Origin of the sequence: Brevundimonas guildfordensis (assembly GCF_014836405.1) — a bacterium.
Lineage (GTDB): Bacteria > Pseudomonadota > Alphaproteobacteria > Caulobacterales > Caulobacteraceae > Brevundimonas > Brevundimonas guildfordensis.
Genome location: NZ_JACSQU010000001.1, coordinates 1,335,379 through 1,358,798, shown reverse-complemented (window position 1 = coordinate 1,358,798; position 23,420 = coordinate 1,335,379). Strand labels below are relative to the sequence as shown.

Genomic DNA, 23,420 nt, shown 5'->3' with positions numbered 1-23,420 from the left:
TCCAGTGGAGAAGAAGCCGGCTCTTAGAGCCGCACCCTCTGCTCGGCCGATTTCAGCGTCGAGAGGACGAAGTCGGCGGGCGGATCGGTTTCAGCCAGGACGGCTTCCTTGATGGCGCGCGGCTCCCCGAACAGGTGTCCCTGGCCCATGGCGACGTCCAGTTCGAGGATGTCGACGACCTGTTTCTCGCTCTCGACCTTTTCGGCGATCAGCTCCAGGCCGTGGCGGCGGGTCAGCGGGGCGAAGTCTCCGGCGCGGATATCGGGCTGGCTGGGCAGGGGGGCGGCGCCGTCGAGATCCAGCAGCTGTTCGATCAGCAGGTCGGCCGCCACCTTGATGAAGCGCACGTCCGAGCGTTGCAGGTCGGCGAAGTCCAGGTCCAGCGTCTGCACCTTGTCGATGGAGAAGCGGAAGCCCAGGTCAGCCAGCTTGGCCATGTTGCGGGCCTCGATGGCGCCGCGCGCGTCGAAAGTGGCCTGACCCAGTTCGAAGATCAGGGCGTCTTTCAGGTCGCGGTTCTGGTTCAGGAAGTCGAGGAACTGCGGGAAGAAGGTCTCGTCGCCTAGCGAGGCGAGCGAGATGTTGCAGAAGACGCCGACCTTGCGGTCCTGCGCGGCCAGGCGGCGCACGATCTGGGCGCAGCGGAACAGCAGCAGATTGTCGATGGCCGGCAGCAGGCCTTCGCCCTCGGCCACCGACAGGTATTCGGCGGGCATCATCACCCGGTTCGACGGATCGCGCAGACGGGTGAAGCTCTCATAATAGACCGTCCGCCGCTGGGGCAGGGTCACGACGGGCTGCAGATACAGGTCGACGCGGTTCTCGCTGAGGGCGTCGTGGACGGTCTTCAGCAGGGTGTTCGACTGGACCTGGCGACGGCCCTCGAAGGTGTCGGCGGTCAGGGTGGAGGCGGCCAGCCGCTCCTCGATCGAGGCGCTCATCTGCTGGACCAGACCTTCAAGCATGCGCACCTCGCCGGTCAGGGCGTCGGTGCGCGACAGGGCGCCGGTCTCGATGGCCTGCGCCAGTTCGGTCAGGGCGCCTTGCGTCGACTCCATCGCGTCGGCCAGCAGGCGGTGGGCCTCGCGCACCTTGCCGATCTCCAGACGCAGGGCGCGGCGGTCGGCCATGCCCGTGACAATGGCGTGGGCGCCAGCCAGTATCCCCAGCGCGCCCAGCACCCCGGCCGCGCCCGCGCCCGCTCCCAGACCGGCGCGCCAAATCATCGCCCCGATGGTCAGGGCGAGGAACAGGTAGCCGAAGAACAGGAAGCCGCCGGTGATCTTTCGCATGAGGCCGGTCAGAACCGCCTTTCCCTATAGAATCGATCAAGTATCACGTTAACGAAGCCTAACGGCTAGGGTCTGCACCGTTAAACGGGCGGTAAAAGGAGGTTAACGCATGGAATTGTTCGATCTGAGCGGCAAGGTCGCCATCATCACCGGCTCCTCCAAGGGCATCGGCAAGGCCATCGCCGAGCGTCTGGCCGAACACGGCGCGCGCGTCGTCATCTCCTCGCGCAAGGCCGGGCCGTGCGAAGAGGTCGCCGTCGCCATCAACGACAAGCACGGCGAGGGCCGCGCCATCGCCATTCCCGCCAACATCGCCTCCAAGGAAGACCTGCAGCGGCTGGTCGACGACACCCGCGCCGCTTTCGGCCGGATCGACATTCTGGTGTGCAATGCGGCGACCAATCCCTATGCCGGGCCGATGGCCGGCATCGCCGACGAGCAGTTCGAAAAGATCCTGCAGAACAACGTCATCTCCAACCACTGGCTGATCCAGATGGTCGCCCCCGAGATGCTGGAGCGGAAGGACGGGGCGATCCTGATCATCTCCTCCATCGGCGGCCTGCGCGGAAACGGCCTGATCGGCGCCTACAATATCTCCAAGGCCGCGGACATGCAGCTGGCGCGCAATCTGGCGGTGGAATACGGGCCGTCGAACGTGCGGGTGAACTGCATTGCTCCGGGCCTGGTCCAGACCGATTTCGCTCGCTACCTGTGGGAGAATCCCGAGCTGCTGAAGACCGTCACCGACCCCGCTCCGCTGAAAAGGATCGGTCAACCGGATGAAATCGCCGGCACGGCGGTCTATCTGTGCAGCCCTGCGTCGGCCTATGTGACCGGCCAGACCCTGGTGGTGGACGGCGGACTGACGATTGCCTGGTGAACAAACGCGCTCAAGCAGCCCAAAGGGCGGTAGCGCACATACAGAGGTCCCGTTTCTGCGGGACCTGAACTGGCGGCTTGAAGCGGCGGCCTTCCAGGGGCTGTTCGGCTTTCTGCGCCTGATGGGCGTCGAGCGCGCCTCGGGCTTCGGCGGCGCGCTGCTGCGGACGCTGGGGCCGCTGACCGGCACCCACAAAACGGTGACGCGCAACCTGCGCATCGCCTTCCCCGACATGGACGCGAGCGAGCGCGACCGTCTGGCCGTGGATCAGTGGGAGCAGACGGGCCGCACCTTCGCCGAACTGGCGGTCATGGACCGGCTGACGCCGGAAAGCGGCCGCATCGACATTGTCGGGCTGGAGCGGCTGCACGCCGTGCGCGATTCTGGCCGCCCGGTGGTGCTGATTTCGGGCCATCTGGCCAATTTCGAGGTCATGGCGGCGGTCATCATGGCGGCGGGGGTGCCGTGCCAGGTGACCTATCGCGCGGCCAACAACCCTTACGTCGACGCCTTGATCCGCCAGAGCCGCGAGCGTTACGGCATCAAGCTGTTCGCGCCCAAGGGCGACGGCACGCGAGAGCTGATGATGGGGATGAAGCGCGGCGAATCCATCGCCCTGCTGGTCGACCAGAAATACAATCAGGGGCCGGAGGTCGAGTTCTTCGGCCAGCCGGTCAACGCGTCGCCCGGGGCGGCGCGCATGGCGCTGAAGTTCGGCACGGTGATGCAGCCCCTGTCAGTAGTGCGCCTGCCCGGCGTGCGCTTCCGCGTAACGGCGCACGAGCCGATCGCCGTGCCCGACACGGGCGACAAGGCGGCTGATGTCCTGGCGGGCGTCCAGGCGGCCAATCGCTTTGTCGAGGACCGGGTGCGCGAGCATCCGGTCGACTGGTTCTGGGTGCACAAGCGCTGGCCGCCTCAGGTCTATGAGGCGCTGCGAGCGTCGGACGCCTAAGCCTGCCCGTCTTCGGCGCGGCGGAACGGCCCGGCGTAGCCCTCGCTTCGGGTGCGACGGCGATCCGGGCCGAAATAACCGGTCGCGCGCACGAAGGGGCGGGGGCGCAGAATCACCGCCTCGATCCGGCTCAGCAGTGTCTGGGCCTTGACGGGTTTGGCGACGAACTCGGTGACCCCGGCGTCGCGGGCTTCGGTCACGCGGCTTTTCTCGGAATGGCCGGTCATCATGATCACCGGCAGATAGGGGTTGGGGCTGTCGGCCTCGTTGCGCACGGCGCGGGTGAAGGCCGCGCCGTCCATCGGCTTCATGCGGAAATCGACGATGGCGATGTCGATGGACTGTTGACGCAGCAGTTCGAGCGCGGCGGCTCCGTCCTCCGCCTCGGTCAGGCGGCCGACGCCGACGGACTTCAGCATGGCGGCGACGATGGCGCGCATGTTCGGATTGTCATCGACCAGCAGAACATGGATCGAACTCAGGGCGGACATCGGAGCACCGGCAGACGGAAAAACCGGACGAGCCGGCGGACAGGAGGGGCAAACCGCCGACGCGTTTTAACTCGTCGACGCAGCGGTCAGATATTCGCGAGGGCCGGCGTAGGCCTCCTGACGCTCCACGGACCAGTAGCGAACGGCTGTCAGCGGGATGGCGGCGCCTGTGACCGCGCAGCGCACAAAGGCGCCCGCGGACAGAACGGCGAACTCGCCGTCGCCGTAATGCAGGCGGGCCGCCTGGCTCGAGTCTTGAGGAATCTGCGTGCTCATGACGCCATCATAACCCGGACAGGGCGCGGGACGAGAGCCGAATGGCGCGCCAGCCCCCGCTTACCCGGTCGCCGCCAGCAGAAAGTCAGCTAGAACAGGTCGCCTTGACCCACTGGTGGCGCTTTCGGGCGCGGGGCGGGTTTGGGCGTAGGCGCCGGACGCGGCGCCGGGCCTTCGCCTTCGATGATCGCTCCTTTCGCGCCATCGCCGAAAACGATGCGCACTTCCTGCCCCGGCGACAAGGCCGCGGCGGAGGCGATCATGGCCCCGTCGGCGTTCTCGATGCGAGCGAAGCCAGGCTTTGGCCGCTTGGGGTCCAGCGTCGTGAGGGCGCGGGACAGGGCGGCGAGGCGGTCCTCGGCGCGCTCCAACCGCCTTGGCATGACGCCATCCAGACGCACGCCAAGGGCCTCCAGCCGCGCCTGCCGCTGATCAAGGCGGCGGTGAAGGGGTGCGGGGCTGAGGCGGCCCGCCGTTTGCAGCAGCCGACGTTCGTTGCGGGCGACCCCGGCCTGAAGCGCGGCGCCCAGACGGTCGGCGGCGCCGCGCAGGCGGTCCTGACCGCGCTCGACGCGGGCGCGCAGCAGGCCCGGCGTCAGCCGACCTGCGGCGACCGCCAGCTGGCGCTCATGCACGGCGACGTTGCGGTGCAGGCCCGAGCCCAGGCGGCTGGCGGCGTGGTCCAGGCGTTGCTGCGGCAGGGCCAGAAGGTCCTCGGGACGGGCGGGCAGGCCGCGCGCGGCGGCGCGCAGGCGGGTGCGGCGGTCCTCCAGCATTCGCGCCCCGGCGCGCGACAGACGGCCCTCCAGATCGCTGAGCGCCCAGCGCAGATCGGCCAGCACCGGGGTGGCGATCTCGGCCGCGCCGGTCGGGGTCGGCGCCCGGCGGTCCGAGACGAAGTCGATCAGGGTGGTGTCAGTCTCGTGCCCCACGGCCGAGATGATGGGGATGCGGGCGGCCGCGACCGTGCGCGCCAGGCCCTCGTCGTTGAAGCACCACAGGTCCTCGACCGAGCCGCCGCCGCGCGCGACGATCAGCAGGTCCGGGCGGGGGATCGGCCCGTCCGGCGTCATCTGGTCGAAGCCGCGGATGGCGTTGGACACCTGGCCGCAGGCGGCGTCGCCCTGGACCACCACCGGCCAGACGATGACGCGGCAGGGCCAGCGCTCGGCGATGCGGTGCAGGATGTCGCGGATGACGGCGCCGGTCGGGCTGGTGATGACGCCGATGGTCGCCGGGAAGGTCGGCAGGGCCTTCTTCTTCGCCGGATCGAACAGGCCCTCGTCGCGCAGTTTCACCTTCAGCCGCTCCAGTTGGGCCAGAAGCGCGCCAGCGCCCGCCGCCTCCATGCTCTCGATGACGATCTGATAGGAGGACCGCGCCGGATAGGAGGTGATCTTGCCGGTGACGATGACTTCCAGTCCCGTCTCGGGCTGGACGCCCAGGCCGCGCACCACGCCCTTCCAGATCACGCCGTCGATCGCCGACTTGTCGTCCTTCAGCGTCAGGTAGACGTGGCCCGAGGCGTGGCGGTTGACCTTGGAGATTTCGCCGCGCAGGCGCACGTGGCCGAAGCGTTCCTCCAGCGTGCGCTTCAGGGCGAAGCTCAGCTCCGAAATCGACAGCGGCGGATTGTTGTCGCGGGCGGGCGCGGGGGCCGCGCCCTCAAAGGCGTAGTCGTCGTCGAAGCTCATGGGGGCACCCTAACCGCCGCCGTCGCGCTCGCAAAGCGGGGGGCCGAAAGCGTGGCGGAACGGGCGGCTCGCCGCGCGCGTTCGCCCCTCATGGCGCAGTCCCCAGATCCGACACCGGAAGAGGCCCCGGACGAACCCGTTCCGGCCGACCAGGCGCGAGAGCGCGACCTGGCCAGACGGAGCAATAATCCGGCCCTCAGTCCGTGGCTGATCCTGGGGGTGATTCTTTTGGCCGCCGCCGGCGTCTATGTGGTCTCGGCCCTGATCTAGGCAGGAGAATGAGATGAAGAGGACTGTGTTCGCCCCAGCGGTCGTTGCGGCCGTCGCCTTAGCGGCTTGCTCCCCGGCGCCGTCCAAGCCGACCAAGACGCCAGAGGCCTCGCCGGACGCCGCCTCGGCGCCGATCATGACGCATACCCCCGCCGCGGCGACCGGGGCGATGGCCCTGGGCCTGACCATCGCCCAGCTGGAAAGCGCCGACCTCGTCAGTCCTTCCGGCGCGGATCTGGGCGACGTCGAGCGAGTCGATGTCGACGCCGCGGGCGCCATCACCGGCCTGATCATCGAGCCGCAAGGCGAGACCGGGCCGCGCCGTGTGCGCATCCCCCTGGATGGCCTTACGACCCGCAAGGACGGCGACGGCTATGATCTCTGGTGTCGAGCACGACACTGGAGCAGTTGAAGGCTATGCCCGCCTGGGGCGCCTGATTTGGCTGGCCTTGCAGGCGGTAACCCTTTCCGGCGCTTGACCGGGGCCACGCGTCCGGCCATTCCGCCTTCATGAACATTCTGCTCGTCGGATCGGGTGGGCGTGAACACGCCCTGGCCTGGAAGATCGCCCAGTCGCCGCTGGTCACGCGGCTCGTCGTCGCGCCCGGCAATCCCGGCATGGCATCGCTCGGCGAGATGCGCCCCGACCTGAAGGCGACGGATGCGGAGGGCCTGACGGCTCTGGCGCGCGAGATGCAGGCGGATCTGGTCGTTGTCGGGCCGGAATCGGCGCTGGCCGAGGGTCTGGCCGACCGTCTGAACGCGGCGGGCATCCCTTGCTTCGGCCCGACCCAGGCGGCGGCGCAGCTGGAGACGTCCAAGGCCTTCTCCAAGGCCTTCCTGCAACGTCACGGCATCCCCACGGCGGGTTATGGCGTGTATGAGGACGTCGCCACGGCCAAGGCGGCTCTGGATATCTATTCGGCCCCCTATGTCATCAAGGCCGACGGCCTGGCGGCGGGCAAGGGCGTGGCCATCAGCCCGGATCGCGCCGACGCCGAGGCCGAGATCGAGCGGATGCTGGGCGGCCGCTTCGGCACGGCCGGATCGCGTGTGGTGATCGAGGAATTCATGGACGGGGAGGAGGGCTCCCTGTTCGTCCTGTCGGACGGGACGCGGTTCGTTCTGTTCGGCGGCGCCCAGGACCACAAGCGCGCCTTTGACGGCGATCTGGGCCCGAACACCGGGGGCATGGGCGCCTATTCGCCCGCGCCGGTCTTCACGGCCGACCTCACCCACGCGGCTAATGAACGTGTCGTCGTTCCCACCATCCAGAAGATGGCCGAGGAAGGCGTTCCCTATCGCGGCGTCCTCTATGTCGGGCTGATGGCGACCAGCGAAGGTCCCAAGGTCGTCGAGTTCAACGCCCGTTTCGGCGACCCCGAATGCCAGGTGCTGATGATGCGGCTGGACAGCGATGTCGTGCCGCTGCTGCTGGCCTGTGCGCGCGGCGACCTGACCCAGGCGCCGGCGCCGGTCTTCAAGCCGGGCGTGGTGATCTGCGTCGTCTTGGCGGCCAAGGGCTATCCCGACAGCCCGCTGGAAGGCTCGGTCATTCGCGGCGCGGATCAGGACTTCGGGCCGCACGTCCAGGTCTTCCACGCAGGGACCAAGCTGCGTGACGACGGCGCCTTGGCGGCGGCGGGCGGTCGGGTGCTGAACGTCTGCGCCTATGGCGACGACGTGGCCCAGGCGCGCGAGCGCGCCTATGAGGCCATCGCCAAGATCGACTGGCCGGGCGGTTTCCACCGCACCGACATCGGCTGGCGGGCGCTGGAGCCGCGCTGAGGCGGCCAACGCGGCTTCAGGTCATCGCAAACAGCAGCCGGCCCTCGCCCATACGTTCGCGCAAGGGGATCAGGTCGGCGTGGGACACGGAGAAGCAGCCGTAGGAGCGGCCCAGCTTGCCCTGGCGCGCCAGGAAGGCCGGGTCGGCGTAGTCGGCGCCGTGGATGATGATGGCCCGTTCGCGCGCCAGATTGTTGGAATACTCCAGCCCGTCCAGAAGGACGTTCGGCCCTTGCTGGCTGCCCCAGCTGGCGCCCGCCGTGGCGTAGGCGCCGATCGAGGACATATGGCTGTCCGGGCGGTTCGAGAACTGCTGCGCATAGCCTGAGTGCGCCGGGTCCGAGCCGCGGCCGTGGCTGGTGCGATAGGCCGTGACCCAGCCGCCTTCGAGATCGACTTCGTAGAAGCGGTCTTCGCCCGAGAACTTCTGGAAATCGACCAGGTACATCCGGTCGCGCTTCGAGATCTTATGACCGTGCACGTCCATCGCGGCGCGAGCGCGCTCGATCAGGTCTTTGCGGACGATGCCGTGCGGATCGATCGCCGTCCCGGTGTCTGCGACCTGGACATGGGTTGCGGCTGTGCGCTCAGGCAGGATCGGCAGGGTTGGAGCCACGGCTCCGGCGAGCTGAAGCTGGGAGGTCGAGGCGGCGGAGGAGCACCCCGCCAACAGGGCCGAACCGCCCAAGATCAAGCCTCGTCTGGAAAGCCGCATGCGACGCCCCTCGCACGGTTAAACAACTGTACCGGCTTGTTTCATAAACCATCCTTGCAACGCAACCTTGGCCTTGGCGGGAAGATTGGAACGGTTATGTTGCGGGCTTCAGTAACGGGAGGGATCTATGAAAAAACTTGCCCTGATTGTGACCGCGGCCGTGCTGGCCGCGACCGGCGCCGAGGCGCGGCAAGCCCTGGCGGCAGCGCCGATTTCGGCGGAACAGGCGACGAAGTTCGTCCAAGTGGGGCGGCTTTTGGCCGATCCGGCCAGCGGCCGCGTGCTGCGCGATAAAACTCTCGTGATCAGAGGGAACCAGGTCGTCGAGATCCGCGACGGCTTCGTCGGCGATGGCGACGTCGTCGATCTGCGCTCGGCCTTCGTGCTGCCCGGCCTGATCGACAGTCACGTGCACCTGGGCAGCGAGCAGAGCCCGACCAGCCGTCTGGACCGCCTGACCATGTCGAACGCCGACCAGGCCATGGTCGGGGCGCGTCACGCCCGTCGCACCTTGAATGCGGGCTTCACCACCGTGGCCGACCTGGGCGGCGCCAATGAGTCGATCTTCGCCCTGCGCGACGCGGTGCGGCGCGGCGACGTGGCCGGCCCGCGCATCATCGCCGCCGGCTCGTCCGTCTCGGTCCACGGCGGCCATGGCGACGCCAACGGCTATCGCGAGGACATCCTGCACGTCCTGTCGAACGAGAGCGTCTGCTCGGGGGCCGAAGACTGCCGCCGCGCCGTGCGAACCCAGGTCCGTGCGGGCGCCGACATCATCAAGATCACGGCCACGGGCGGGGTGCTGTCGAACACCGCCGCGGGTCTGAACCAGCAATTCACCCAGGATGAACTGGCCTCGATCGTCGAGGTCGCGCACCGGATGGGGCGCCAGGTGACCGCCCACGCCCACGGCGCCGACGGCATCAACGCCTTCCTGAAGGCCGGCGGCGATTCTATCGAGCACGGCACCTATCTGGACGACGAATCCATGCGTCTGTTCAAGGCCAACGGAGCCTGGCTGGTGCCGACCCTGCTGGCGGGCGATTTCGTCGCGCGCGTGGCCTCGGGCCCCGATAACTTCTTCACCCCGGCCCAAAGCGCCAAGGCCCTGGAAGCCGGTCCCAAGATGCTGGACATGGCCGCTCGCGCCCATCGCGGCGGGGTCAAGATCGCTTTCGGCACCGACTCGGGCGTCTCGGCCCATGGCGACAACGCCCAGGAGTTCGCCCTGCTGGTGCGCGCAGGTCTGACGCCGCTTCAGGCCATCCAGTCGGCCACGATCGGCGCCGCCGAACACCTGAGGATCTCGGCCGAAGCGGGCCGTATCGCGCCGGGCATGCCGGCCGATCTGATCGCCGTCGCCGGCGACCCGCTGAACGATGTGACCGAGCTTGAGCGCGTCCGCTTCGTCATGAAGGGCGGCCAGGTCTTCCGTCAGGACTGAGGTTTCAGCCGATCCAGCAGGAAGGCGGCGAAAGCCGCCTCATCCTCGAAACGAGCGACGACGGGCCAGGGCGAAACCCTGGCCCTTCTTTCTGGGCTGAGCCGGACCCAGTCCTTTTCCGTCGTCACCAGACCGGCGCCGTAGACCGAGGCCCGGTCGTTCAGGAAGGCGAAGTCGCGGTCCGACAGTTCGGCGTGGTCGGCGAAAGGCACGAAGTCCTTCAGATCGCACCCGGCGGCGACCAGCGACCGCTCCACCTTCCACGGCTTGGCGATGCCCGCGAAGCCGACCTGCGGCCCCGGCGGCGGCGGCCCTTCGGGCGCCAATCGGGCGATGAAGACGGGCAGGCCGTCGAACACTTCGATCAGTTCAGGATCAGCCTCGGCCAGGTCGGTGGGCAGCAGCACCACCACGGCGTCGGCGCGCGCCAGACCCGCCTTCAGGGGCTCGCGCATCGGGCCGGAGGGAAAGACCGAACCGTCCCCGAACGGCCATTCGTCGCCGCGCGTCTCGCCGTCGACCACGATCAGGCTGATTGCCTTCTTCAGAGCAGGATTCTGATGGGCGTCGTCCAACACCAACACGGCGGCGCCGTCGGTCGCAGCGGCGCGGGCGCCTTCGACACGGTCGCGGGCGATCCAGGCGGGCGATCCCTGCGCCAGCATCAACGGCTCGTCGCCGACGTCGGCGGCCGTGTGGACGGCTGGATCGACACGAATCGGGCCTTCGAGCTTGCCGCCATAGCCACGCGACAGGGCGGCCGCCTCGATCCCCCGGTCACGCAGCAGGCGCAGCGTCTCACGCGCGATCGGCGTCTTGCCCGAGCCGCCGACCGTCAGATTGCCGATGGAGATGACCGCCGCGCCCGGATCGACCGGCGTGGCGCGGGCGATCTTGCGCGCCGTCACGCCCGCCCACAGCCATGAGGCGGGCTTCAGCAGCATTCGCGTCACCGGGGCGTGGCGCGCGTCGCGGCTGTACCACCAACGGGGGGTGTTCAGTTTCACGGGCGTCTCCGCGACGGGGCGGCGGGCAGGTGGGCCTGAAGCGCCAGCCACAGGCGGTCCAGACCGGCGGCGGCGGCCTCTGCGGAGCGGCGGGCGCGCTCGCCCATGTCGCGGGCGGCGTCCGGGTCGGCCAGCATGGGGCCGACGACCGAGGGCAGTTCGGCGGGCGACAGGACGGAGACGAGGCCGCCCGCCTGTTTCAGCATCCGGGTCACGGCCTGCCAGTTGCTGGCGTCGGGGCCGGTGACGATGGGCTTGGCCAGACGCGCGGGCTCCAGCGGGTTGTGGCCGCCGACCGCGCCGCCGCCCAGCGCCGGTGCGAAGGAGCCGCCCATGACCACCACATCGGCCAGCCGCAGGAACAGGCCCAGCTCGCCCAGCGTGTCGGCCAGATAGATGTCGGTCTGGTCGCAGATCGGCTGGCCCTGACTGCGCCGCGCAAAGCCGTAGCCGTCGTGGCTCAGGGCCTCGGCGATAGCGTCGGCGCGTTCGGGGTGGCGCGGCACGACGATCAGGAACAGCCGGTCGGCCAGATGATCCAGCGCGCCGACGATGGCCATTTCCTCATGCTCATGGGTGCTGGCGGCGACGACGACAGGGCGGTCGTCGATCAGGGCCGACAGGCGGGCGAACTCGCCTTTGTCATAGGGCAGGGGCTCGCCGGACAGCTTCAGGTTCACCTGACCGTCGACGCGCGCGCCGAGGGCCGTCAGACGATCGGCGCTGTCCTGATCCTGGGGCCAGACGTGCTGAAAGCCGTTCATCAGGGCGCGGGCCATGCCGGGCGCCTTCTTCCACCCTTGCGCCGTCCTGTCGGTGATGCGGGCGCTGACCAGGGCCAGCGGCACGCCGCGCTTGCGGGCCGTAGTCAGCAGGTTGGGCCACAACTCGCTTTCAACAAAGACGCCGACATTGGGCCGCCAGTGGTCGAGGAAGGCGGCGACCGCAGAGGGGGCGTCCACCGGGGCGAACTGATGGATGACGCCGCGCGGCAGGCGGCTGGCCAGCACCTGGGCCGAGGTCAGGGTGCCGGTGGTGACCAGCACGGTCACATCGGGCCGGTCCTTGCGGATGCGCTCGGCCAGCGGAAGGATCGACAGGGCCTCGCCCACGCTGACGCCGTGGATCCACACCAGCGGCCCGTCCGGGCGCGCCAGGCCGGGCAGGCCCAGCCGTTCGTCGACGCGGGCGGAGTCTTCCTTGCCCTTGCGGACGCGGGCGTCCAGCAGGCGCGGGGCCAGCGGCTCCAGCAGGCGCGTCAGCAACTGATAGGCGAGAAGGGCGGGGCTGAAGGCCAAGGTCAGACGCGCTCCAGCCCGGTGATGGCGTCGGCGCGCGCCTCGACGGCGGTCAGGCGGGCGGTCCAGGCCTCCGCGACCTCAGCCAGGTCGGCGCCTTCAGGGTACCACGCCTTGTCCCAGACGATGGCGCCCTTGCCGAAGGGCAGCGGCAGCACGGCCTTGTCCCAGCTGTTCAAGCGGATCGCGGGGCTGCACGACAGGCCGATGAACAGCACGGGCGCGCCCGAAATCTTCGCCATCAAGGGCAGGCCCTCGGCCATCTGCCGCACGGGGCCGCGCGGTCCGTCGGGGGTGACGGCCAGGCCGCCGACCTTCAACTGTCTCAGCCCGTCTCGCAGGGCCTGGGTTCCGCCCTTGGACCGGGCCGCCTTGTCCTTGTTGGCCGACGAGCCGCGCACGGCCGGAATGCCCAGGCGCGCGACCGCCCGGGCGATGAACTCTCCGTCGGCCGACAGGGACACCAATCCCTTGACCGGCTGCGCCCGCTCCATCGGCCAGCAGACGGGCCCCAGGGCGATGCGAGAGTGCCAGAAGGCGCACAGGACGCCGCCGCCGTCGCGCCAGACCTCTTCGGCGACCTGCTCGTTCTCGTGCGTCCAGCGGATGGTGGCGAAACAGAAACGCATCCATTCGGACAGCAGCCAGGCTGCGGCGCCCTGGATCGCGGGATTGCGCAGCGGCCTCATGCGCCAGTCTCGTCAGGGAGCTCGACCAGCGGCGGAAGGCCGACCGGATCGACGTCGAGCGACTGCTGCCGCGCCAGGCGGGCGTAGAGGCCTCCCTGAGCGATCAGGGCGTCGTGCGCGCCCTCTTCGACCACGCGTCCGTTGTCGATGACGTAGATGCGGTCGGCGTTCTTCACGGTCGAAAGGCGGTGGGCGATCATCAAGGTGGCGCGGCCGTCCATCAAGCGATCCAGAGCCGCCTGAACCAGGGCTTCGCTTTCCGTGTCTAGCGCGCTGGTCGCCTCGTCCAGCAGCAGGATCGGCGCGTCCTTCAGGAAGGCGCGGGCGATGGCGATGCGCTGGCGCTGACCCCCGGACAGGCGGGCGCCTCCTTCGCCGACGCGGGTGGCGTAGCCGTCGGGCAAGGCGGCGATGAAGTCGTGGGCGGCGGCGGCGCGTGCGGCCGCAACAATGTCTTGCGCTGTGGCGCCCGGGCGGCCGTAGGCGATGTTTGCGGCGATCGTGTCGTCGAACAGGAAGGGCTCCTGCGTGACCAGGGCGATGTGATCGCGCAGGGATGCAATGCTCAGGTCGCGGATGTCTCGGCCGTTCAACGTCACCCGCCCCGCCGTCACGTCATAGAATCGCGGCAGCAGGCTGAGGATGGTGGACTTGCCCCCGCCGGAGGGCCCGACCAGGGCGATCGTCTCGCCCGGCGCGACGTGCAGGCTGACATCCGCAAGGGTGGGGGCCACGCCGTTCTCGTCCGCGCGATAGGCGAAGCAGACGTGCTCCAGAGCGACGGTGACCGGGCCGGGCGCGACCTCTGCAGCGTCGGCGGCCTCGCGGATCTCAGGCTCGATGTCCAGGGCGGCGAACAGGCGGCGCGCGGCGGTGAAGCCCTCGCTCAGCACCGTGGTCAGGTTGGTCACCTGTCGCAGCGCCTGGCCGGCCAGCAGCAGCATGCCGATGAAGGAGGCGAAGGCGCCGACGGTCATCTGACCCTGGCTGGCGCTCCATCCGGCATAGGCCATGACGGCGGCGACGACCGCATAGGCCACGATGTCGCTGGCCGGGCCGGAGAAGGCGCGGCTGTCGGCGCCCTTGATGACGTGGCGCTGGCGGCGGTCGATGACGGCGGCGACGCGGCTTTCCTCGACCTCCTCCCGGTTCTCGATCTTGATGATGCGGACGCCGTCCAGGTTCTCCATCAGGGCGCTGGACAGGGCCTCGGTCTCGACCATGGCGCCGCGCGCAGCCTTGCGCGATTTCTTGCCGAAGCGGCGGATGATCCAGCTGACGACCGGCACGCCCAGCAGGACGATCAGCGTCAGCGGCAGGTCGATGAAGCCCATGGCGATGATGACGCCCAGCAGCATCAGTGCGTTCTGGGTGTAGTTGACCACGCCCGAGGTGAAGGCCTCGCGCACCAGATTGGCGTCGAACAGGACGGAGGAGACGAAAGTCCCCGAGTGCTGGCTGCGCAGGCGCGACAGGTCCGCCCGGATCATGCCCGAGAACAGCTGCTTCTGGATGTCGCCGACGATGCCGTGACCCAGCCGGTTCACCAGCGCCGCCTGGCCCGCCATGCTCAGCGAACGGATCACCGCCACGACGATGATGAACAGGGGGATGGCGATCAGCACCTTGTCCGCCGGCAAGGTGACGGTGTTCCAGATCGTCACAGGCCCCTGATGCTGGCCGAACAGCAGGTCGATCGCAGGCTCGAGGAACTTCAGCAGAAGGGCTGTCAGGCCGCCCGACACGCCCGCCAGCAGCATGGAGGTGAAGAAGGCCGGCTTGTGCCTCGACAGATACTCGCGCCAGATGCGGGCGAGCAGGGGCCGCAGCGGCTCTCGGGCGTCGGCATGGGGGGCGGGAACGGTCATCGGCCTTCGGTCGAACGGCTGAGGCGGCAAGTCAAGCGGCCGCGCGCGCGAGCGACGGCGCCGGACGGGTGACGCCGGGTGCAAACGGCGCTATCTGGCCGTCATGGGGCGCTACGATCTGACTACGCCGTTCGGCCGTTTCAAGGCGCGCTGGTCCTATTTCTGGAAGGATCACGCCTTCCTGCGCACGGTGTTCACCAACGCCCACTGGCTGGGCCCGGACCTGGTGCGGACCAACCAGCCCTCTCCGGGCCAGTTGGCCTGGTGGAAGCGGCAGGGGATCAAGACCGTCGTCAATCTGCGCGGCCAGCGGGACGAAGCCTATTACTGGCTGGAGAAGGACGCCTGCGAACGGCTGGGGCTGACCCTGATCGACGCGCCTCTGGATTCACGCGACCCGCCGGGCAAGGACAGGGTGCGCCGGGCCAAGGCCCTGTTCCAGACCATGGAGTACCCGGCGTTGATCCACTGCAAGTCCGGTGCGGACCGGGCGGGGATGATGGCGGTCTTCTATCGCCACTTCCATCTGGGCGAGCCGATCTCGGCGGCGATGGCGGAGCTTGGCAAGCGCACTCTGCACAGCCGAGAGGGGCTGACCGGCGTGCTGGACTATACGCTCGAGAAGTATGTCGCCGAGGTTGAGCCGGCCGGCGTCAGCTTTGAGGATTGGGTCGAAAGCGACGCCTATGATCCCAAGGCCATCCGCGCCGAGTTCAAGGCCGGCTGGTGGGGCAAGCTTGTGGTGGATCGCCTGCTGAAACGCGAATAGGGCGCTAAGCGCCCTGAGCGGACGTCAGCCCCAGGGACCGCTATGGCGCGGGTCGCGCGACTGAGCCTGGCGCGGCTCCTGCTCCTTCTTCCAGCGCTTGACCTGACGATCGTGCTCGCGCCGGCGACGCAGGGTGACCATGCACAGGGCAAGCACGGCGAGCATGGAGATCAGGCTGAAGATTTGCTGGCCGTCCAGCGTCTGGCCGAAAAGGGTCAAGGTCGGGGGTCTCGATCAGCCGGCGTGATGGGGTCGTTCCAGGCGGTGTCCTGGTCTTCGCCAGGGCGAGGGACGTGCTTGGGGCCCCTTCGAACCACCCAGACGATCGCCGCGACGGCGACAACGACCAGAAGCAGGACGATGAAGGTCGGCAGCATGGGGAATCCTGTCCAAGAACAAAGGCGGCTGACACGAAAGCGCGTCAGCCGCCTGTGCGGTTCCGGAGCAGCGGCGAGATGACGCCGCGAGTGCTGGATCAGGCGTCGGTGCGCGGGTCGATCAGCTTGTGCGCATGCAGGATGAAGTAGCGCATGTGGGCGTTGTCGACGGTCGCCTGGGCGCGGGCCTTCCACGCCTTCTTGGCTTCGTCGTAGCTGCCGAAGGCGCCGACGAACTCGACCTGGGTCAGGTCGCGGAAGACGGGCTCGGCCGGGTGGCGCATTTCGCCGCCGATGACGAGGTGGAGCAATTGGGGGTCGTGGGGGGCGTCAGCCATGGAGAGGGGGTCCATTGCAGGGAGATCAGATGGCCAGCGGGATAGGCGCTGTGCGCCTTACGATCAACGGGTGAAGGGCTGGTGCGGCGCATATCAGGCTGGTTTGACGCGGATCGGGGCGATTAAAGCGCCAGGGACGGCCCATATGGTCGCTGACTTTGGCCCCAGCCTCCTCGGCGATCAGCGCGCCGGCGCAGACGTCCCAATCCCACTTGGGGCTGATGGCGATGGCCGCATCGAAGGCCCCGGCCGCCACCAGGGCCATGCGATAGGCCAGGGCGTTGCGCTTGGAAAAGCGCATCGGCGGCCACGGCTCGTCCCATTCGCGCGCCTCCATCAGCCGGGCGTCGGCCAGAAGCTCGGCGTCCTCCAGGTCGTCGGTGTCGGAGGCGCTGATCGGCCGTCCCTTCAGGCGCGCGCCGCCTCCCAGCGTCGCTTCAAACAGCTCGTCCATCATCGGGGCGTGGATGACGGCGGCGACGGGACGGCCGTCCTCGACCACGGCGATGGGCACGCACCACCACGGCTTGTTCTTCATGAAGGCGACGGTGCCGTCGATCGGGTCGACGACGAAGATGCGCTTCTTCGACAAGCGTTCCGTGCTGTCGACCGTCTCCTCGGACAGCCAGCCGTAGTCGGGCCGAGCGCTCAGCAGGGCGTCGCGCAGCAGCTGATCCACCGCCAGATCGGCGCTGGTGACGGGCGAACCGCCGTCCTTGGACCAGACCTTCAGCCCGGCCTCGCGGTGTTCAAGCGCCAGCCGACCGGCGGCCAGCGCCGCGTCGCGGATCAGGGCGAGGTCGGCGCTGTAATCGCTCATTTGCCCGCGATCGCCACCTTGTCGAACAGCAGGGAGGGGCTGTTGAACGAGCCGCGGAACTCCAGATCCCCGGCGCGCTGCAGGCGAGCGTAAAGCTCGATCAGATTGCCCGCCACGGTGACTTCGCTGACCGGATAGGCGCGCTGGCCGTTCTCGAACCAGAAGCCAGACACCCCCGCCGACCAGTCGCCGGTGTTGCCGTTCAGCGAGGGGCCGAACATGGAGGTGATCAGCAAGCCTGCCCCGGCCTGGCCCATCAGGGCGTCCAGATCGCCTTCGCCCGGCGCCAGGTGCAGGTTGTGGGTCGAGACGCCCGACGGCCCCGCCAGCCCGCGCGAGGCGTGGCCGGTGGTCTGAAGGCCCAGCTGCGCCGCCGACGCCGTGTTCAGCAGCCAGGTGGTCAGGACGCCGTCCCGAACGATCTCGCGCCGCTCGACCGCCACGCCCTCGTCGTCGAAGGGGGTGGAGCCCAGACCACGCGGGCGGAACGGGTCGTCGATCAGATCGACGCCGGCCGGCAGCACGCTCCGGTTCAGCTTGTCCTTCAGGAAGGAGCTGCCGCGCGCGATGGCGGGGCCAGAGATGGCGCCCAGCAGCGGCGACATCACCTGGGTCGCCACGCGGTTCTCGAAGATGACGGGGGCGGTGGTCGAGGCGATCTTGCGCGGGCCGACGCGGGCGATGGCGCGCTCGCCCGCCTTCAGGCCGATGGATTGCGCATCCGGCAGGTCAGACAGGTGGCGGACGGTGCGGCTTTCGCCGCCGCGCTCCATGGCGCCGTCCTTCTCGGCGATGACGCCGACGCCCAGCGAGAAGGCGCTGCCGCGATGACGGCCGTCGAAGCCGTGCGAGGTGACGAGGCGCCATTCGCTGGATGACCAGGAGGCGTAGCCGCCCTCGGACTTGGACACGCCGGATACGGCCAGGGCGGCGCCTTCCGTCTCGGCGGCGGCCGCTTCGAGCGCCTCGGCCGAGCGTTCGGCGGGATCGTAGAGGTCGAGGTTCGCGTGCGGCGCGGCGGCCAGACGATCCTGCGGTGCGAGGGCTGCATAGGGGTCTTCCGGCGCGAGCCTGGCCATCGCCACGGCGCGCTCGACCAGGCGGGCGCGGGTGGCGTCGGACAGGTCGGAGGCGGACACCGTCGCCTGACGCCGCCCGATGAAGACGCGCAGGCCCAGATCGCGGGCCTCTTCACGCTCAACGTCTTCCAGCGCGCCGTTGCGCACGCCGACGGACAGGGAGGCGCGATGGGCGGACACGGCCTCGGCCGCATCGGCGCCGGCCTTCAGCGCGGCGGAGATCAGATCGTTCAGGATGTCGGGGGAGGGCGTCTTATGGGACATGCCCCGATATGGCGGACGGAACTCGCGCCCGCAACAGCCGGACTAGAGAATGGACCAGGCGATCAGGCTGACCGCCGCCACCAGAAGCGCCAGCCAGGTCAGGATCATGCCGACTGAGCGACCTAGCGACGGCCCCGCCTGAAACAGCAGGCCCAGCGCGTGGACCACCCGCCCGGCGAAAAGCATCCCGCCGACCGCATGAATGAGCAGAGCCGGAGCGCCGAGAAAGGCCAGCAGGATCAGGCCGCACATTCCGGCGGGAATGTATTCCGCTGCGTTGGAGAAGGCGCGGGTGGCGCAGACCAGTTCGCGCACGCCGCCGTCGCCGAACTCGACCAGATGCTTGCGCCGCCGGTTCACCACCACGCCCGACAGGACGAACAGCAGCAGGATCAGCAGCCCGCCCCACAGTGAGGCCGCCTGGATGGTGGGGATCAGGCTCAATTCTCGCGCCCCACCGGATAGAGCCGATAGCGCTGGTCGTAGAAGGGCGTGCGCTCATAGAACCAGGCCAGACGCGCGTCGCCGTCGGCGGCGAAGGCGGGATCGGCCGCCAGCTTGGCTTCGAACTCGGCCTTCAGCGCCGCATCGGCGGCCAGCATCTTCTCGGCCAGGGGCGCGATGGCGTAGGCCTCGATGTATTCGACGCGGTTCAGCACCTCGGGGAACATGCCCCAGGCGAAGAAGCTCTCGTTCGACTGCGGCTCCAGCAGCAGGATGGCGACGTCGCCCATCGGCTGGTCGGTCGGCACGCGGACGGAGCCGACCGGGAAGGTCCAGTCGTGGGCTTCGGGCCGGACTTGGCTGACCGAGATCGGCACATGGCCCTCATTGGTGCGCGCCGACACCTTGGGATCGACGAGGCGCAGCATGTCGACGGCGACGGTGCGCGGGGCGTCCAGCGTCTCCATCTGCACGCCGTGAATGCGCAGCCGTTCGATCACGTCCGTGCGGTAGGACGGGACCCAGTAGGCCGTCGGGCGCTTCAGCGTCAGCGTGGAGTGCGAGCCGTAGAAGGGCGCCTGCCACAGCTCCGGCTCCGGCTGGCCCAGCCAGCGGACCTCGCTGCGGCCCGAGGCGGGGCTGTCGTAGGTCTCGTAGCGGATGGCCTTGAAGGGACGGACACGGCTGGGCTGGTCGTCGCCGTCGAAGTTGGCGGGCAATTCGGCCGGGCGCAGGGCGCGGTCGGCGGCGATGGCCTGGCGCAGGCCGTCGGACGCCTCGGCCAGCCGCTTCAGCGCGGCCTCGAGGAAGACATAGGTCCCCAGCACCCGTTGCTCGTGCGGCTTCAGGCTGTGGTTCTCGATTAGGATGGTCGGAATGTGGGCCGCCGAGCCCCAGCCGTTGGAATAGCGCTCGCCCAGGCCGCCGTCGTTCAGCCCCTTCTTGGGATCGCGGTCGTCCACAGCGAAGACCAGTTCGCCGGGGATATGCCCTTGAGCCTCCAGCGCGTCATAGACGGCGGGCTTGAAGGCGTCGTCCAGCCACTTCGCGATGGCGGGGCTGCGGCTCCAGACGCCGTCCTCGCCGTTGTAGCCGAAGGTGACGTCGTACTGATAGTCGATGCCGTCGGTGACGTGGATGTCGACGTAGAGGTCCGGCTTGTACTTGTGGATCAGGCCCATCACGGCCTGCATCTCGGCCTGATCCAGCTTCATGAAATCGCGGTTCAGGTTCTGGTTGGTCGCGGTGTGGCGCCAGCCCTGGTTGCGCGGCCCGCGCTGGTTGGGGCGGGAATAGGGGCCGGTCCGCTCGTGCCCGTCGACGCTGAGGATCGGGATCAGGATCAGGTTGGCGCGGTCCAGCAGGCCGTCCTTGCCGTAGAAGGCCATGTCGCGAAGCAGCATCATGCCCGCGTCCTTGCCGTCGATCTCGCCCGGGTGGATGCCGGCCTGGGCCAGCAGCAGCGGCTTGTTCGGGTCCAGCGTCGCGCCGTCCTTGGAGGCGATCACGGCGTAGATCGGCCGGCCTTCGGGCGAGGTTCCGAACTGTTCGATGCGGATCAGGTCGCTGGCCGCGTCCAGCCGGTCGAACCAGGCGCGGGTGTCGGCATAGGAGGGCGAGAAGTCATGCGCCGGATCGGCCTCGAAGGCCGTGACCCATGGATCGGCCGCGCCCCGCAGCAAGACGCGGCTGGCGCCATTCCACGTCGGCGCCGGCGGCAGAAAGGCCTGATCCCACGGCGCGACATTGGGCAGGGTCTGGGACATGGCGGGACTCGCGAGCAGAAGGGCGGCGGCGAACACAAAGCTGAAGCGCATGCGCTTTGGTGGGCCGAATGGCTCAACGAGGCAAGTCTTCGCGTCCACGCTTTGGCCCGAACCGGCTACGGCATGGTGCGCCTGGTACGGGCTACGGCTCTCCTGCCGGCCTGCTGAGGGTCATTGGTCGCCGTCTTTCGGCTCATCTCTGGGTGTTTCGCGTCCACCGCTTAATGCGGGATCATACAGGCCCGTGGCGAAGCCGGCGACGAAGCCGGCGACCCGTACGCGCGGGCCGAAGCGTTGACAGGGATCGGGATCGGGGATCGATCGCGCCTTTCGATCGCTGGGCGCCAGGGCCTCGGCCACCATGTCCCCCAAGGGTTCGGCCAACTGATGGGCGTCGCCGATGCGCGACAGCGAGGGCTTGTCCGTGCCTACCACCATGGCGTCGCGACGCCAGACGATGGCGGCGGCCTGACGCCCATCCGGCGCCAGAAGTTCGGCCTCAGCTCCCAGACCGCCGGTTCCGCCGGGCGCGCGCACCTTGATGGGGCCGGGAATGAAGAAGTTGGCGACCGCCGCAGCCGCCGAGCCTGCCTGATTGTTGGGGCGGATATGGGTTACGCCGACCCGCACCGTTCCGGCTTGGGGGCCTGGCTGTTCAGCGATCTCGAACCGCTCGCTCAGTTCATAGCAGACCTGACGATCGACCTCGTACAGCACGGCTCGCCGCTCTTCCTCCGACAGGATCGGATCGGTGACCCCGAAGACCTCGGCGGGCGCCAGCCAGACGCGATCGACAGATGTGGTCAGGACTTCGTCCCGGCGTTGAAGCACCGAAGCCCTGACCACGTCGGTGCGCGGCTCCAATCCGTCATAGGAGGAGAGAAAGCCCGACCCGGGCTTGACCTCGGCTGTGGCGCAAGCGCCCAGCGCCCCCGAAAGACCTGCCGTGACGGCCAGGCGTGTGATTCCGCGAACCATTCGATCCCTCCTGTTTCTAGCATTACGCAGGCGGGAGGGGTCTGGATCGCGACATCGCCCCTTAGTGTTTGGTGTCGCGCACTAGGGAGAGGTCGTAGCCCAGCGACCGCGTCCGCTCCATGATGGCGGCGCGCGTCGCGTCGGATGGCTGGGCGGTTCGGCTCATCAGCCAGAGATATCGGCCCGAGGGCTCGCCGACGATCGACCAGGAATAGTCGTCGGCTCGGTCGAGGACCCAATAGTAACCGACGTAGAAGGGGCCGAAGAAGGAGACCTTCAGCTTGGCGTTATCGGACGCTGGCACGATCTTCGCCTTGCCTTCGGAGGTCTTCACAGGCCCATCGACAGCGCCCTGGCGGCAGGAGTTCAACACGCTGACCAGGCCGTCATCGCGTAGAGCGTACTCCGCCGTCACCGCCTCGCAGCCCCGCTCGAAGCCGTTCTCGTACCGGGCGATTTCATACCAGAGCCCGACATAGCGATTCAGATCGACGGCCTTGGCGGGTTGAGGCACCGCCTGATTGCCAACAGGGCCTCGCTGCAGCGTGGCGCAGGCGGACAGGGTGGCGACAGACGCGGCCGCAATAAGAAGAACAAGCGAAGTTCGTTTCAGGCTCATAGTCGGCTCCACGATCATAGTTGGATTTCAGACGGCGCGGTCCAGGGCGACCTGGATGACGTCCGTTCGACCGGATCGGAACCCGGCCTCGCAGTACGCCAGGTAGAAACGCCAAAGTCGGCGAAACCGCTCATCGAAGGCTTCGCTGGCGCCGCGGATTTCGACCCAGGCAGCGTCGAAGCGGCGCATCCATTCGGCCAGGGTGTCGGCGTAATCGGGACCGAAGCGCTCGATGGCGGTCTGGGTGAGGCCCGCTTTTTCAACCACCGGGGCCATGCGAGCCTCCGAAGGAAGGGATCCGCCGGGGAAGACGTATTTCTGGATGAAATCGGTGCGGGCGTCGTACTCTTCGAACAGGTCGTCTTGGATCGTGATGATCTGCAGGCCCGCGCGTCCGCCGGGCTTGAGGACCTCGTGCACCTTCTGGAAGTAAGTGGACCAGTATTCCCGGCCCACCGCCTCGAACATCTCGATCGACGCGACGTGGTCGAAGCGCCCCTGAACGTCGCGATAATCCGTCAGGCGAATGTCCACGCGCTCGGCAAGGCCCGCCTCGAACATCCGACGACGCGCATAGTCGTGCTGCTCTCGCGAAATCGTCACGCCAGTGACGATGGCCCCGACTTCGCGCGCGGCGAACTCGGCGAAGCCGCCCCACCCGCAACCGATCTCCAGCACGCTGCGGCCTGGCTGCAGATCCATCAGGCGCGCGAGGGCGGCGTATTTGGCCCTCTGGCCCGCTTGCAGCGACTGGCCCGGCCGCTCGAAGCGGGCCGAGGAATAGGTCATCGAAGGATCCAGCCAGGCGCCGTAGAAGGCGTTCCCCAGGTCGTAGTGGGCGTGAATGTTCCGTCGCGACCCCCGGCGGCTGTTCCGGTTCAAGCGATGCCCCAGCCAGTTGATGGCGTTGATCAAGGCATTGCCGTCGAAAAGGCGACGGATGTGGTCGTAATTGTTGACCAGGGTCTCCAGCAGAACCGCCAGGTCGGGCGTATCCCACTCCCCCGCCATATAGCCTTCGGCGAACCCGATATCCCCGCCCTTCAGCACCCGAGCGGCGAAGCGCGCATCGCGGATTGTCAGCACAGCGGCGTGCCCAGGCGTGCGTCCGCTCAGCTGCCGGTTCGTCCCGTCTGGCAGGACGAGAGTCAGGCGCCCCCAGGTCCAGTTCGAGGATAGCAGGCGCAGCAGCACGTCGAGGACGGGCGATGACGCGCGCTGGGCGCGGTCGCCACCGTAGAAGGTGGTGGTCATGACGTCGTGGAACCTTCGCGCGCTAGAATGATCGTGCCAGCGATG

26 protein-coding genes are annotated in these 23,420 nt (G+C 68.5%); 7 read left to right on the top strand and 19 right to left on the bottom strand.

Going from position 1 to position 23,420, the window contains the following annotated elements; genetic code table 11:
* Positions 1 to 23: 23 nt before the first annotated feature.
* The gene (tipF, locus tag H9656_RS06595; protein ID WP_191743376.1) at positions 24 to 1,292 is read right to left on the bottom strand and encodes a flagella assembly cyclic-di-GMP phosphodiesterase TipF; all 1,269 of its coding nucleotides are present in this window, start codon (positions 1,290 to 1,292) and stop codon (positions 24 to 26) included.
* A 109-nt stretch (positions 1,293 to 1,401) separates the two neighbouring features.
* On the opposite strand from tipF, the gene H9656_RS06590 reads away from it, so the two are divergent.
* The gene (locus H9656_RS06590) at positions 1,402 to 2,172 is read left to right on the top strand and encodes an SDR family NAD(P)-dependent oxidoreductase (RefSeq protein ID WP_119412983.1); all 771 of its coding nucleotides are present in this window, start codon (positions 1,402 to 1,404) and stop codon (positions 2,170 to 2,172) included.
* A gap of 55 nt (positions 2,173 to 2,227) precedes the next feature.
* Positions 2,228 to 3,127, top strand: a complete 900-nt coding sequence (locus tag H9656_RS06585; RefSeq protein ID WP_191743772.1) for a lysophospholipid acyltransferase family protein — start codon at positions 2,228 to 2,230, stop codon at positions 3,125 to 3,127.
* On the opposite strand, the gene H9656_RS06580 is transcribed toward H9656_RS06585, so the two are convergent.
* From H9656_RS06580 to xseA, 3 genes are all read right to left on the bottom strand, one after another.
* On the bottom strand, positions 3,124 to 3,618 hold the full coding sequence (locus H9656_RS06580; RefSeq protein ID WP_191743375.1) for a response regulator: 495 nt from the start codon (positions 3,616 to 3,618) through the stop codon (positions 3,124 to 3,126). The genes H9656_RS06585 and H9656_RS06580 overlap by 4 nt on opposite strands.
* 66 nt (positions 3,619 to 3,684) lie before the next feature.
* Positions 3,685 to 3,894 carry a DUF2093 domain-containing protein gene (locus tag H9656_RS06575; protein ID WP_191743374.1) on the bottom strand — a complete coding sequence of 70 codons (210 nt, stop codon included), beginning with the start codon at positions 3,892 to 3,894 and terminating at the stop codon, positions 3,685 to 3,687.
* An 89-nt stretch (positions 3,895 to 3,983) separates the two neighbouring features.
* Positions 3,984 to 5,588, bottom strand: a complete 1,605-nt coding sequence (gene xseA / locus H9656_RS06570) for an exodeoxyribonuclease VII large subunit (protein ID WP_191743373.1) — start codon at positions 5,586 to 5,588, stop codon at positions 3,984 to 3,986.
* Between the two features lie 90 nt (positions 5,589 to 5,678).
* Here xseA and H9656_RS06565 point away from each other — a divergent pair, with 90 nt between their 5' ends.
* The 3 genes from H9656_RS06565 (at position 5,679) to purD (ending at position 7,646) form a co-directional block, all read left to right on the top strand.
* Positions 5,679 to 5,858: a hypothetical protein gene (locus tag H9656_RS06565; protein WP_191743372.1), complete on the top strand. Its 180-nt coding sequence runs from the start codon at positions 5,679 to 5,681 to the stop codon at positions 5,856 to 5,858.
* Positions 5,859 to 5,871: 13 nt separating this feature from the next.
* The gene (locus H9656_RS06560) at positions 5,872 to 6,270 is read left to right on the top strand and encodes a PRC-barrel domain-containing protein (RefSeq protein ID WP_191743371.1); all 399 of its coding nucleotides are present in this window, start codon (positions 5,872 to 5,874) and stop codon (positions 6,268 to 6,270) included.
* Positions 6,271 to 6,368: 98 nt separating this feature from the next.
* Positions 6,369 to 7,646, top strand: a complete 1,278-nt coding sequence (gene purD, locus H9656_RS06555; protein WP_191743370.1) for a phosphoribosylamine--glycine ligase — start codon at positions 6,369 to 6,371, stop codon at positions 7,644 to 7,646.
* A gap of 16 nt (positions 7,647 to 7,662) precedes the next feature.
* On the opposite strand, the gene H9656_RS06550 is transcribed toward purD, so the two are convergent.
* Positions 7,663 to 8,361 (bottom strand): murein L,D-transpeptidase catalytic domain-containing protein, encoded by a 699-nt coding sequence (locus tag H9656_RS06550; RefSeq protein ID WP_191743369.1) that lies wholly within the window; start codon positions 8,359 to 8,361, stop codon positions 7,663 to 7,665.
* 127 nt (positions 8,362 to 8,488) lie between these two features.
* Here H9656_RS06550 and H9656_RS06545 point away from each other — a divergent pair, with 127 nt between their 5' ends.
* Positions 8,489 to 9,805, top strand: a complete 1,317-nt coding sequence (locus H9656_RS06545) for a metal-dependent hydrolase family protein (RefSeq protein WP_191743368.1) — start codon at positions 8,489 to 8,491, stop codon at positions 9,803 to 9,805.
* Here H9656_RS06545 and lpxK read toward each other — a convergent pair.
* From lpxK to H9656_RS06525, 4 genes are read right to left on the bottom strand one after another with little or no spacing between them, the layout of a single operon-like run.
* Entirely contained in the window at positions 9,796 to 10,812 is a 1,017-nt protein-coding gene (gene lpxK, locus H9656_RS06540) for a tetraacyldisaccharide 4'-kinase (protein ID WP_191743367.1), read from the bottom strand. The two genes, H9656_RS06545 and lpxK, sit on opposite strands and share 10 nt — an antisense overlap.
* Positions 10,809 to 12,110 (bottom strand): 3-deoxy-D-manno-octulosonic acid transferase, encoded by a 1,302-nt coding sequence (locus tag H9656_RS06535; protein ID WP_191743366.1) that lies wholly within the window; start codon positions 12,108 to 12,110, stop codon positions 10,809 to 10,811. The genes lpxK and H9656_RS06535 overlap by 4 nt, the downstream gene beginning before the upstream one ends.
* A 2-nt stretch (positions 12,111 to 12,112) precedes the next feature.
* Positions 12,113 to 12,799 carry a lysophospholipid acyltransferase family protein gene (locus tag H9656_RS06530; protein ID WP_191743365.1) on the bottom strand — a complete coding sequence of 229 codons (687 nt, stop codon included), beginning with the start codon at positions 12,797 to 12,799 and terminating at the stop codon, positions 12,113 to 12,115.
* Positions 12,796 to 14,667 (bottom strand): ABC transporter ATP-binding protein, encoded by a 1,872-nt coding sequence (locus H9656_RS06525; protein WP_191743364.1) that lies wholly within the window; start codon positions 14,665 to 14,667, stop codon positions 12,796 to 12,798. Before H9656_RS06525 ends, H9656_RS06530 begins: the two co-directional genes overlap by 4 nt.
* 103 nt (positions 14,668 to 14,770) lie before the next feature.
* Here H9656_RS06525 and H9656_RS06520 point away from each other — a divergent pair, with 103 nt between their 5' ends.
* Positions 14,771 to 15,436: a fused DSP-PTPase phosphatase/NAD kinase-like protein gene (locus tag H9656_RS06520; protein WP_191743363.1), complete on the top strand. Its 666-nt coding sequence runs from the start codon at positions 14,771 to 14,773 to the stop codon at positions 15,434 to 15,436.
* Between the two features lie 24 nt (positions 15,437 to 15,460).
* On the opposite strand, the gene H9656_RS06515 is transcribed toward H9656_RS06520, so the two are convergent.
* The 10 genes from H9656_RS06515 to H9656_RS06470 form a co-directional block, all read right to left on the bottom strand.
* Complete coding sequence (locus H9656_RS06515) at positions 15,461 to 15,655, bottom strand: hypothetical protein (protein WP_191743362.1); 195 nt, start codon at positions 15,653 to 15,655, stop codon at positions 15,461 to 15,463.
* A complete protein-coding gene (locus H9656_RS06510) occupies positions 15,652 to 15,813 on the bottom strand; it encodes a hypothetical protein (protein WP_191743361.1) in 162 nt (53 codons plus the stop codon). Before H9656_RS06510 ends, H9656_RS06515 begins: the two co-directional genes overlap by 4 nt.
* 98 nt (positions 15,814 to 15,911) lie before the next feature.
* On the bottom strand, positions 15,912 to 16,166 hold the full coding sequence (locus H9656_RS06505) for a DUF4170 domain-containing protein (protein ID WP_191743360.1): 255 nt from the start codon (positions 16,164 to 16,166) through the stop codon (positions 15,912 to 15,914).
* A 10-nt stretch (positions 16,167 to 16,176) separates the two neighbouring features.
* Positions 16,177 to 16,971: a 3'(2'),5'-bisphosphate nucleotidase CysQ gene (locus H9656_RS06500; protein WP_191743359.1), complete on the bottom strand. Its 795-nt coding sequence runs from the start codon at positions 16,969 to 16,971 to the stop codon at positions 16,177 to 16,179.
* The gene (locus tag H9656_RS06495) at positions 16,968 to 18,314 is read right to left on the bottom strand and encodes a TldD/PmbA family protein (RefSeq protein ID WP_191743358.1); all 1,347 of its coding nucleotides are present in this window, start codon (positions 18,312 to 18,314) and stop codon (positions 16,968 to 16,970) included. Before H9656_RS06495 ends, H9656_RS06500 begins: the two co-directional genes overlap by 4 nt.
* Positions 18,315 to 18,356: 42 nt before the next feature.
* Positions 18,357 to 18,758: an MAPEG family protein gene (locus H9656_RS06490; protein ID WP_191743357.1), complete on the bottom strand. Its 402-nt coding sequence runs from the start codon at positions 18,756 to 18,758 to the stop codon at positions 18,357 to 18,359.
* Positions 18,755 to 20,575, bottom strand: coding sequence for a M14 family metallopeptidase (locus H9656_RS06485; protein WP_191743356.1), 1,821 nt, complete (start codon positions 20,573 to 20,575; stop codon positions 18,755 to 18,757). The genes H9656_RS06490 and H9656_RS06485 overlap by 4 nt, the downstream gene beginning before the upstream one ends.
* Positions 20,576 to 20,695: 120 nt before the next feature.
* Entirely contained in the window at positions 20,696 to 21,502 is an 807-nt protein-coding gene (locus H9656_RS06480; protein WP_191743355.1) for a DUF3313 family protein, read from the bottom strand.
* Positions 21,503 to 21,563: 61 nt separating this feature from the next.
* Positions 21,564 to 22,121: a lipocalin family protein gene (locus H9656_RS06475; protein WP_191743354.1), complete on the bottom strand. Its 558-nt coding sequence runs from the start codon at positions 22,119 to 22,121 to the stop codon at positions 21,564 to 21,566.
* A gap of 27 nt (positions 22,122 to 22,148) precedes the next feature.
* Positions 22,149 to 23,375, bottom strand: coding sequence for an SAM-dependent methyltransferase (locus tag H9656_RS06470; RefSeq protein ID WP_191743353.1), 1,227 nt, complete (start codon positions 23,373 to 23,375; stop codon positions 22,149 to 22,151).
* Between the last annotated feature and the right edge of the window lie 45 nt (positions 23,376 to 23,420).

Excerpts from the sequence above, each read along its gene's own strand:
- tipF (WP_191743376.1), bottom strand. The coding sequence starts at position 1,292 with ATGCGAAAGATCACCGGCGGCTTCCTGTTCTTCGGCTACCTGTTCCTC.
- H9656_RS06590 (WP_119412983.1), top strand. The coding sequence starts at position 1,402 with ATGGAATTGTTCGATCTGAGCGGCAAGGTCGCCATCATCACCGGCTCC.
- H9656_RS06580 (WP_191743375.1), bottom strand. The coding sequence starts at position 3,618 with ATGTCCGCCCTGAGTTCGATCCATGTTCTGCTGGTCGATGACAATCCG.
- H9656_RS06575 (WP_191743374.1), bottom strand. The coding sequence starts at position 3,894 with ATGAGCACGCAGATTCCTCAAGACTCGAGCCAGGCGGCCCGCCTGCAT.
- xseA (WP_191743373.1), bottom strand. The coding sequence starts at position 5,588 with ATGAGCTTCGACGACGACTACGCCTTTGAGGGCGCGGCCCCCGCGCCC.
- H9656_RS06565 (WP_191743372.1), top strand. The coding sequence starts at position 5,679 with ATGGCGCAGTCCCCAGATCCGACACCGGAAGAGGCCCCGGACGAACCC.
- H9656_RS06560 (WP_191743371.1), top strand. The coding sequence starts at position 5,872 with ATGAAGAGGACTGTGTTCGCCCCAGCGGTCGTTGCGGCCGTCGCCTTA.
- purD (WP_191743370.1), top strand. The coding sequence starts at position 6,369 with ATGAACATTCTGCTCGTCGGATCGGGTGGGCGTGAACACGCCCTGGCC.
- H9656_RS06550 (WP_191743369.1), bottom strand. The coding sequence starts at position 8,361 with ATGCGGCTTTCCAGACGAGGCTTGATCTTGGGCGGTTCGGCCCTGTTG.
- H9656_RS06545 (WP_191743368.1), top strand. The coding sequence starts at position 8,489 with ATGAAAAAACTTGCCCTGATTGTGACCGCGGCCGTGCTGGCCGCGACC.
- H9656_RS06530 (WP_191743365.1), bottom strand. The coding sequence starts at position 12,799 with ATGAGGCCGCTGCGCAATCCCGCGATCCAGGGCGCCGCAGCCTGGCTG.
- H9656_RS06525 (WP_191743364.1), bottom strand. The coding sequence starts at position 14,667 with ATGACCGTTCCCGCCCCCCATGCCGACGCCCGAGAGCCGCTGCGGCCC.
- H9656_RS06520 (WP_191743363.1), top strand. The coding sequence starts at position 14,771 with ATGGGGCGCTACGATCTGACTACGCCGTTCGGCCGTTTCAAGGCGCGC.
- H9656_RS06510 (WP_191743361.1), bottom strand. The coding sequence starts at position 15,813 with ATGCTGCCGACCTTCATCGTCCTGCTTCTGGTCGTTGTCGCCGTCGCG.
- H9656_RS06505 (WP_191743360.1), bottom strand. The coding sequence starts at position 16,166 with ATGGACCCCCTCTCCATGGCTGACGCCCCCCACGACCCCCAATTGCTC.
- H9656_RS06500 (WP_191743359.1), bottom strand. The coding sequence starts at position 16,971 with ATGAGCGATTACAGCGCCGACCTCGCCCTGATCCGCGACGCGGCGCTG.
- H9656_RS06495 (WP_191743358.1), bottom strand. The coding sequence starts at position 18,314 with ATGTCCCATAAGACGCCCTCCCCCGACATCCTGAACGATCTGATCTCC.
- H9656_RS06485 (WP_191743356.1), bottom strand. The coding sequence starts at position 20,575 with ATGCGCTTCAGCTTTGTGTTCGCCGCCGCCCTTCTGCTCGCGAGTCCC.
- H9656_RS06480 (WP_191743355.1), bottom strand. The coding sequence starts at position 21,502 with ATGGTTCGCGGAATCACACGCCTGGCCGTCACGGCAGGTCTTTCGGGG.
- H9656_RS06475 (WP_191743354.1), bottom strand. The coding sequence starts at position 22,121 with ATGAGCCTGAAACGAACTTCGCTTGTTCTTCTTATTGCGGCCGCGTCT.
- H9656_RS06470 (WP_191743353.1), bottom strand. The coding sequence starts at position 23,375 with ATGACCACCACCTTCTACGGTGGCGACCGCGCCCAGCGCGCGTCATCG.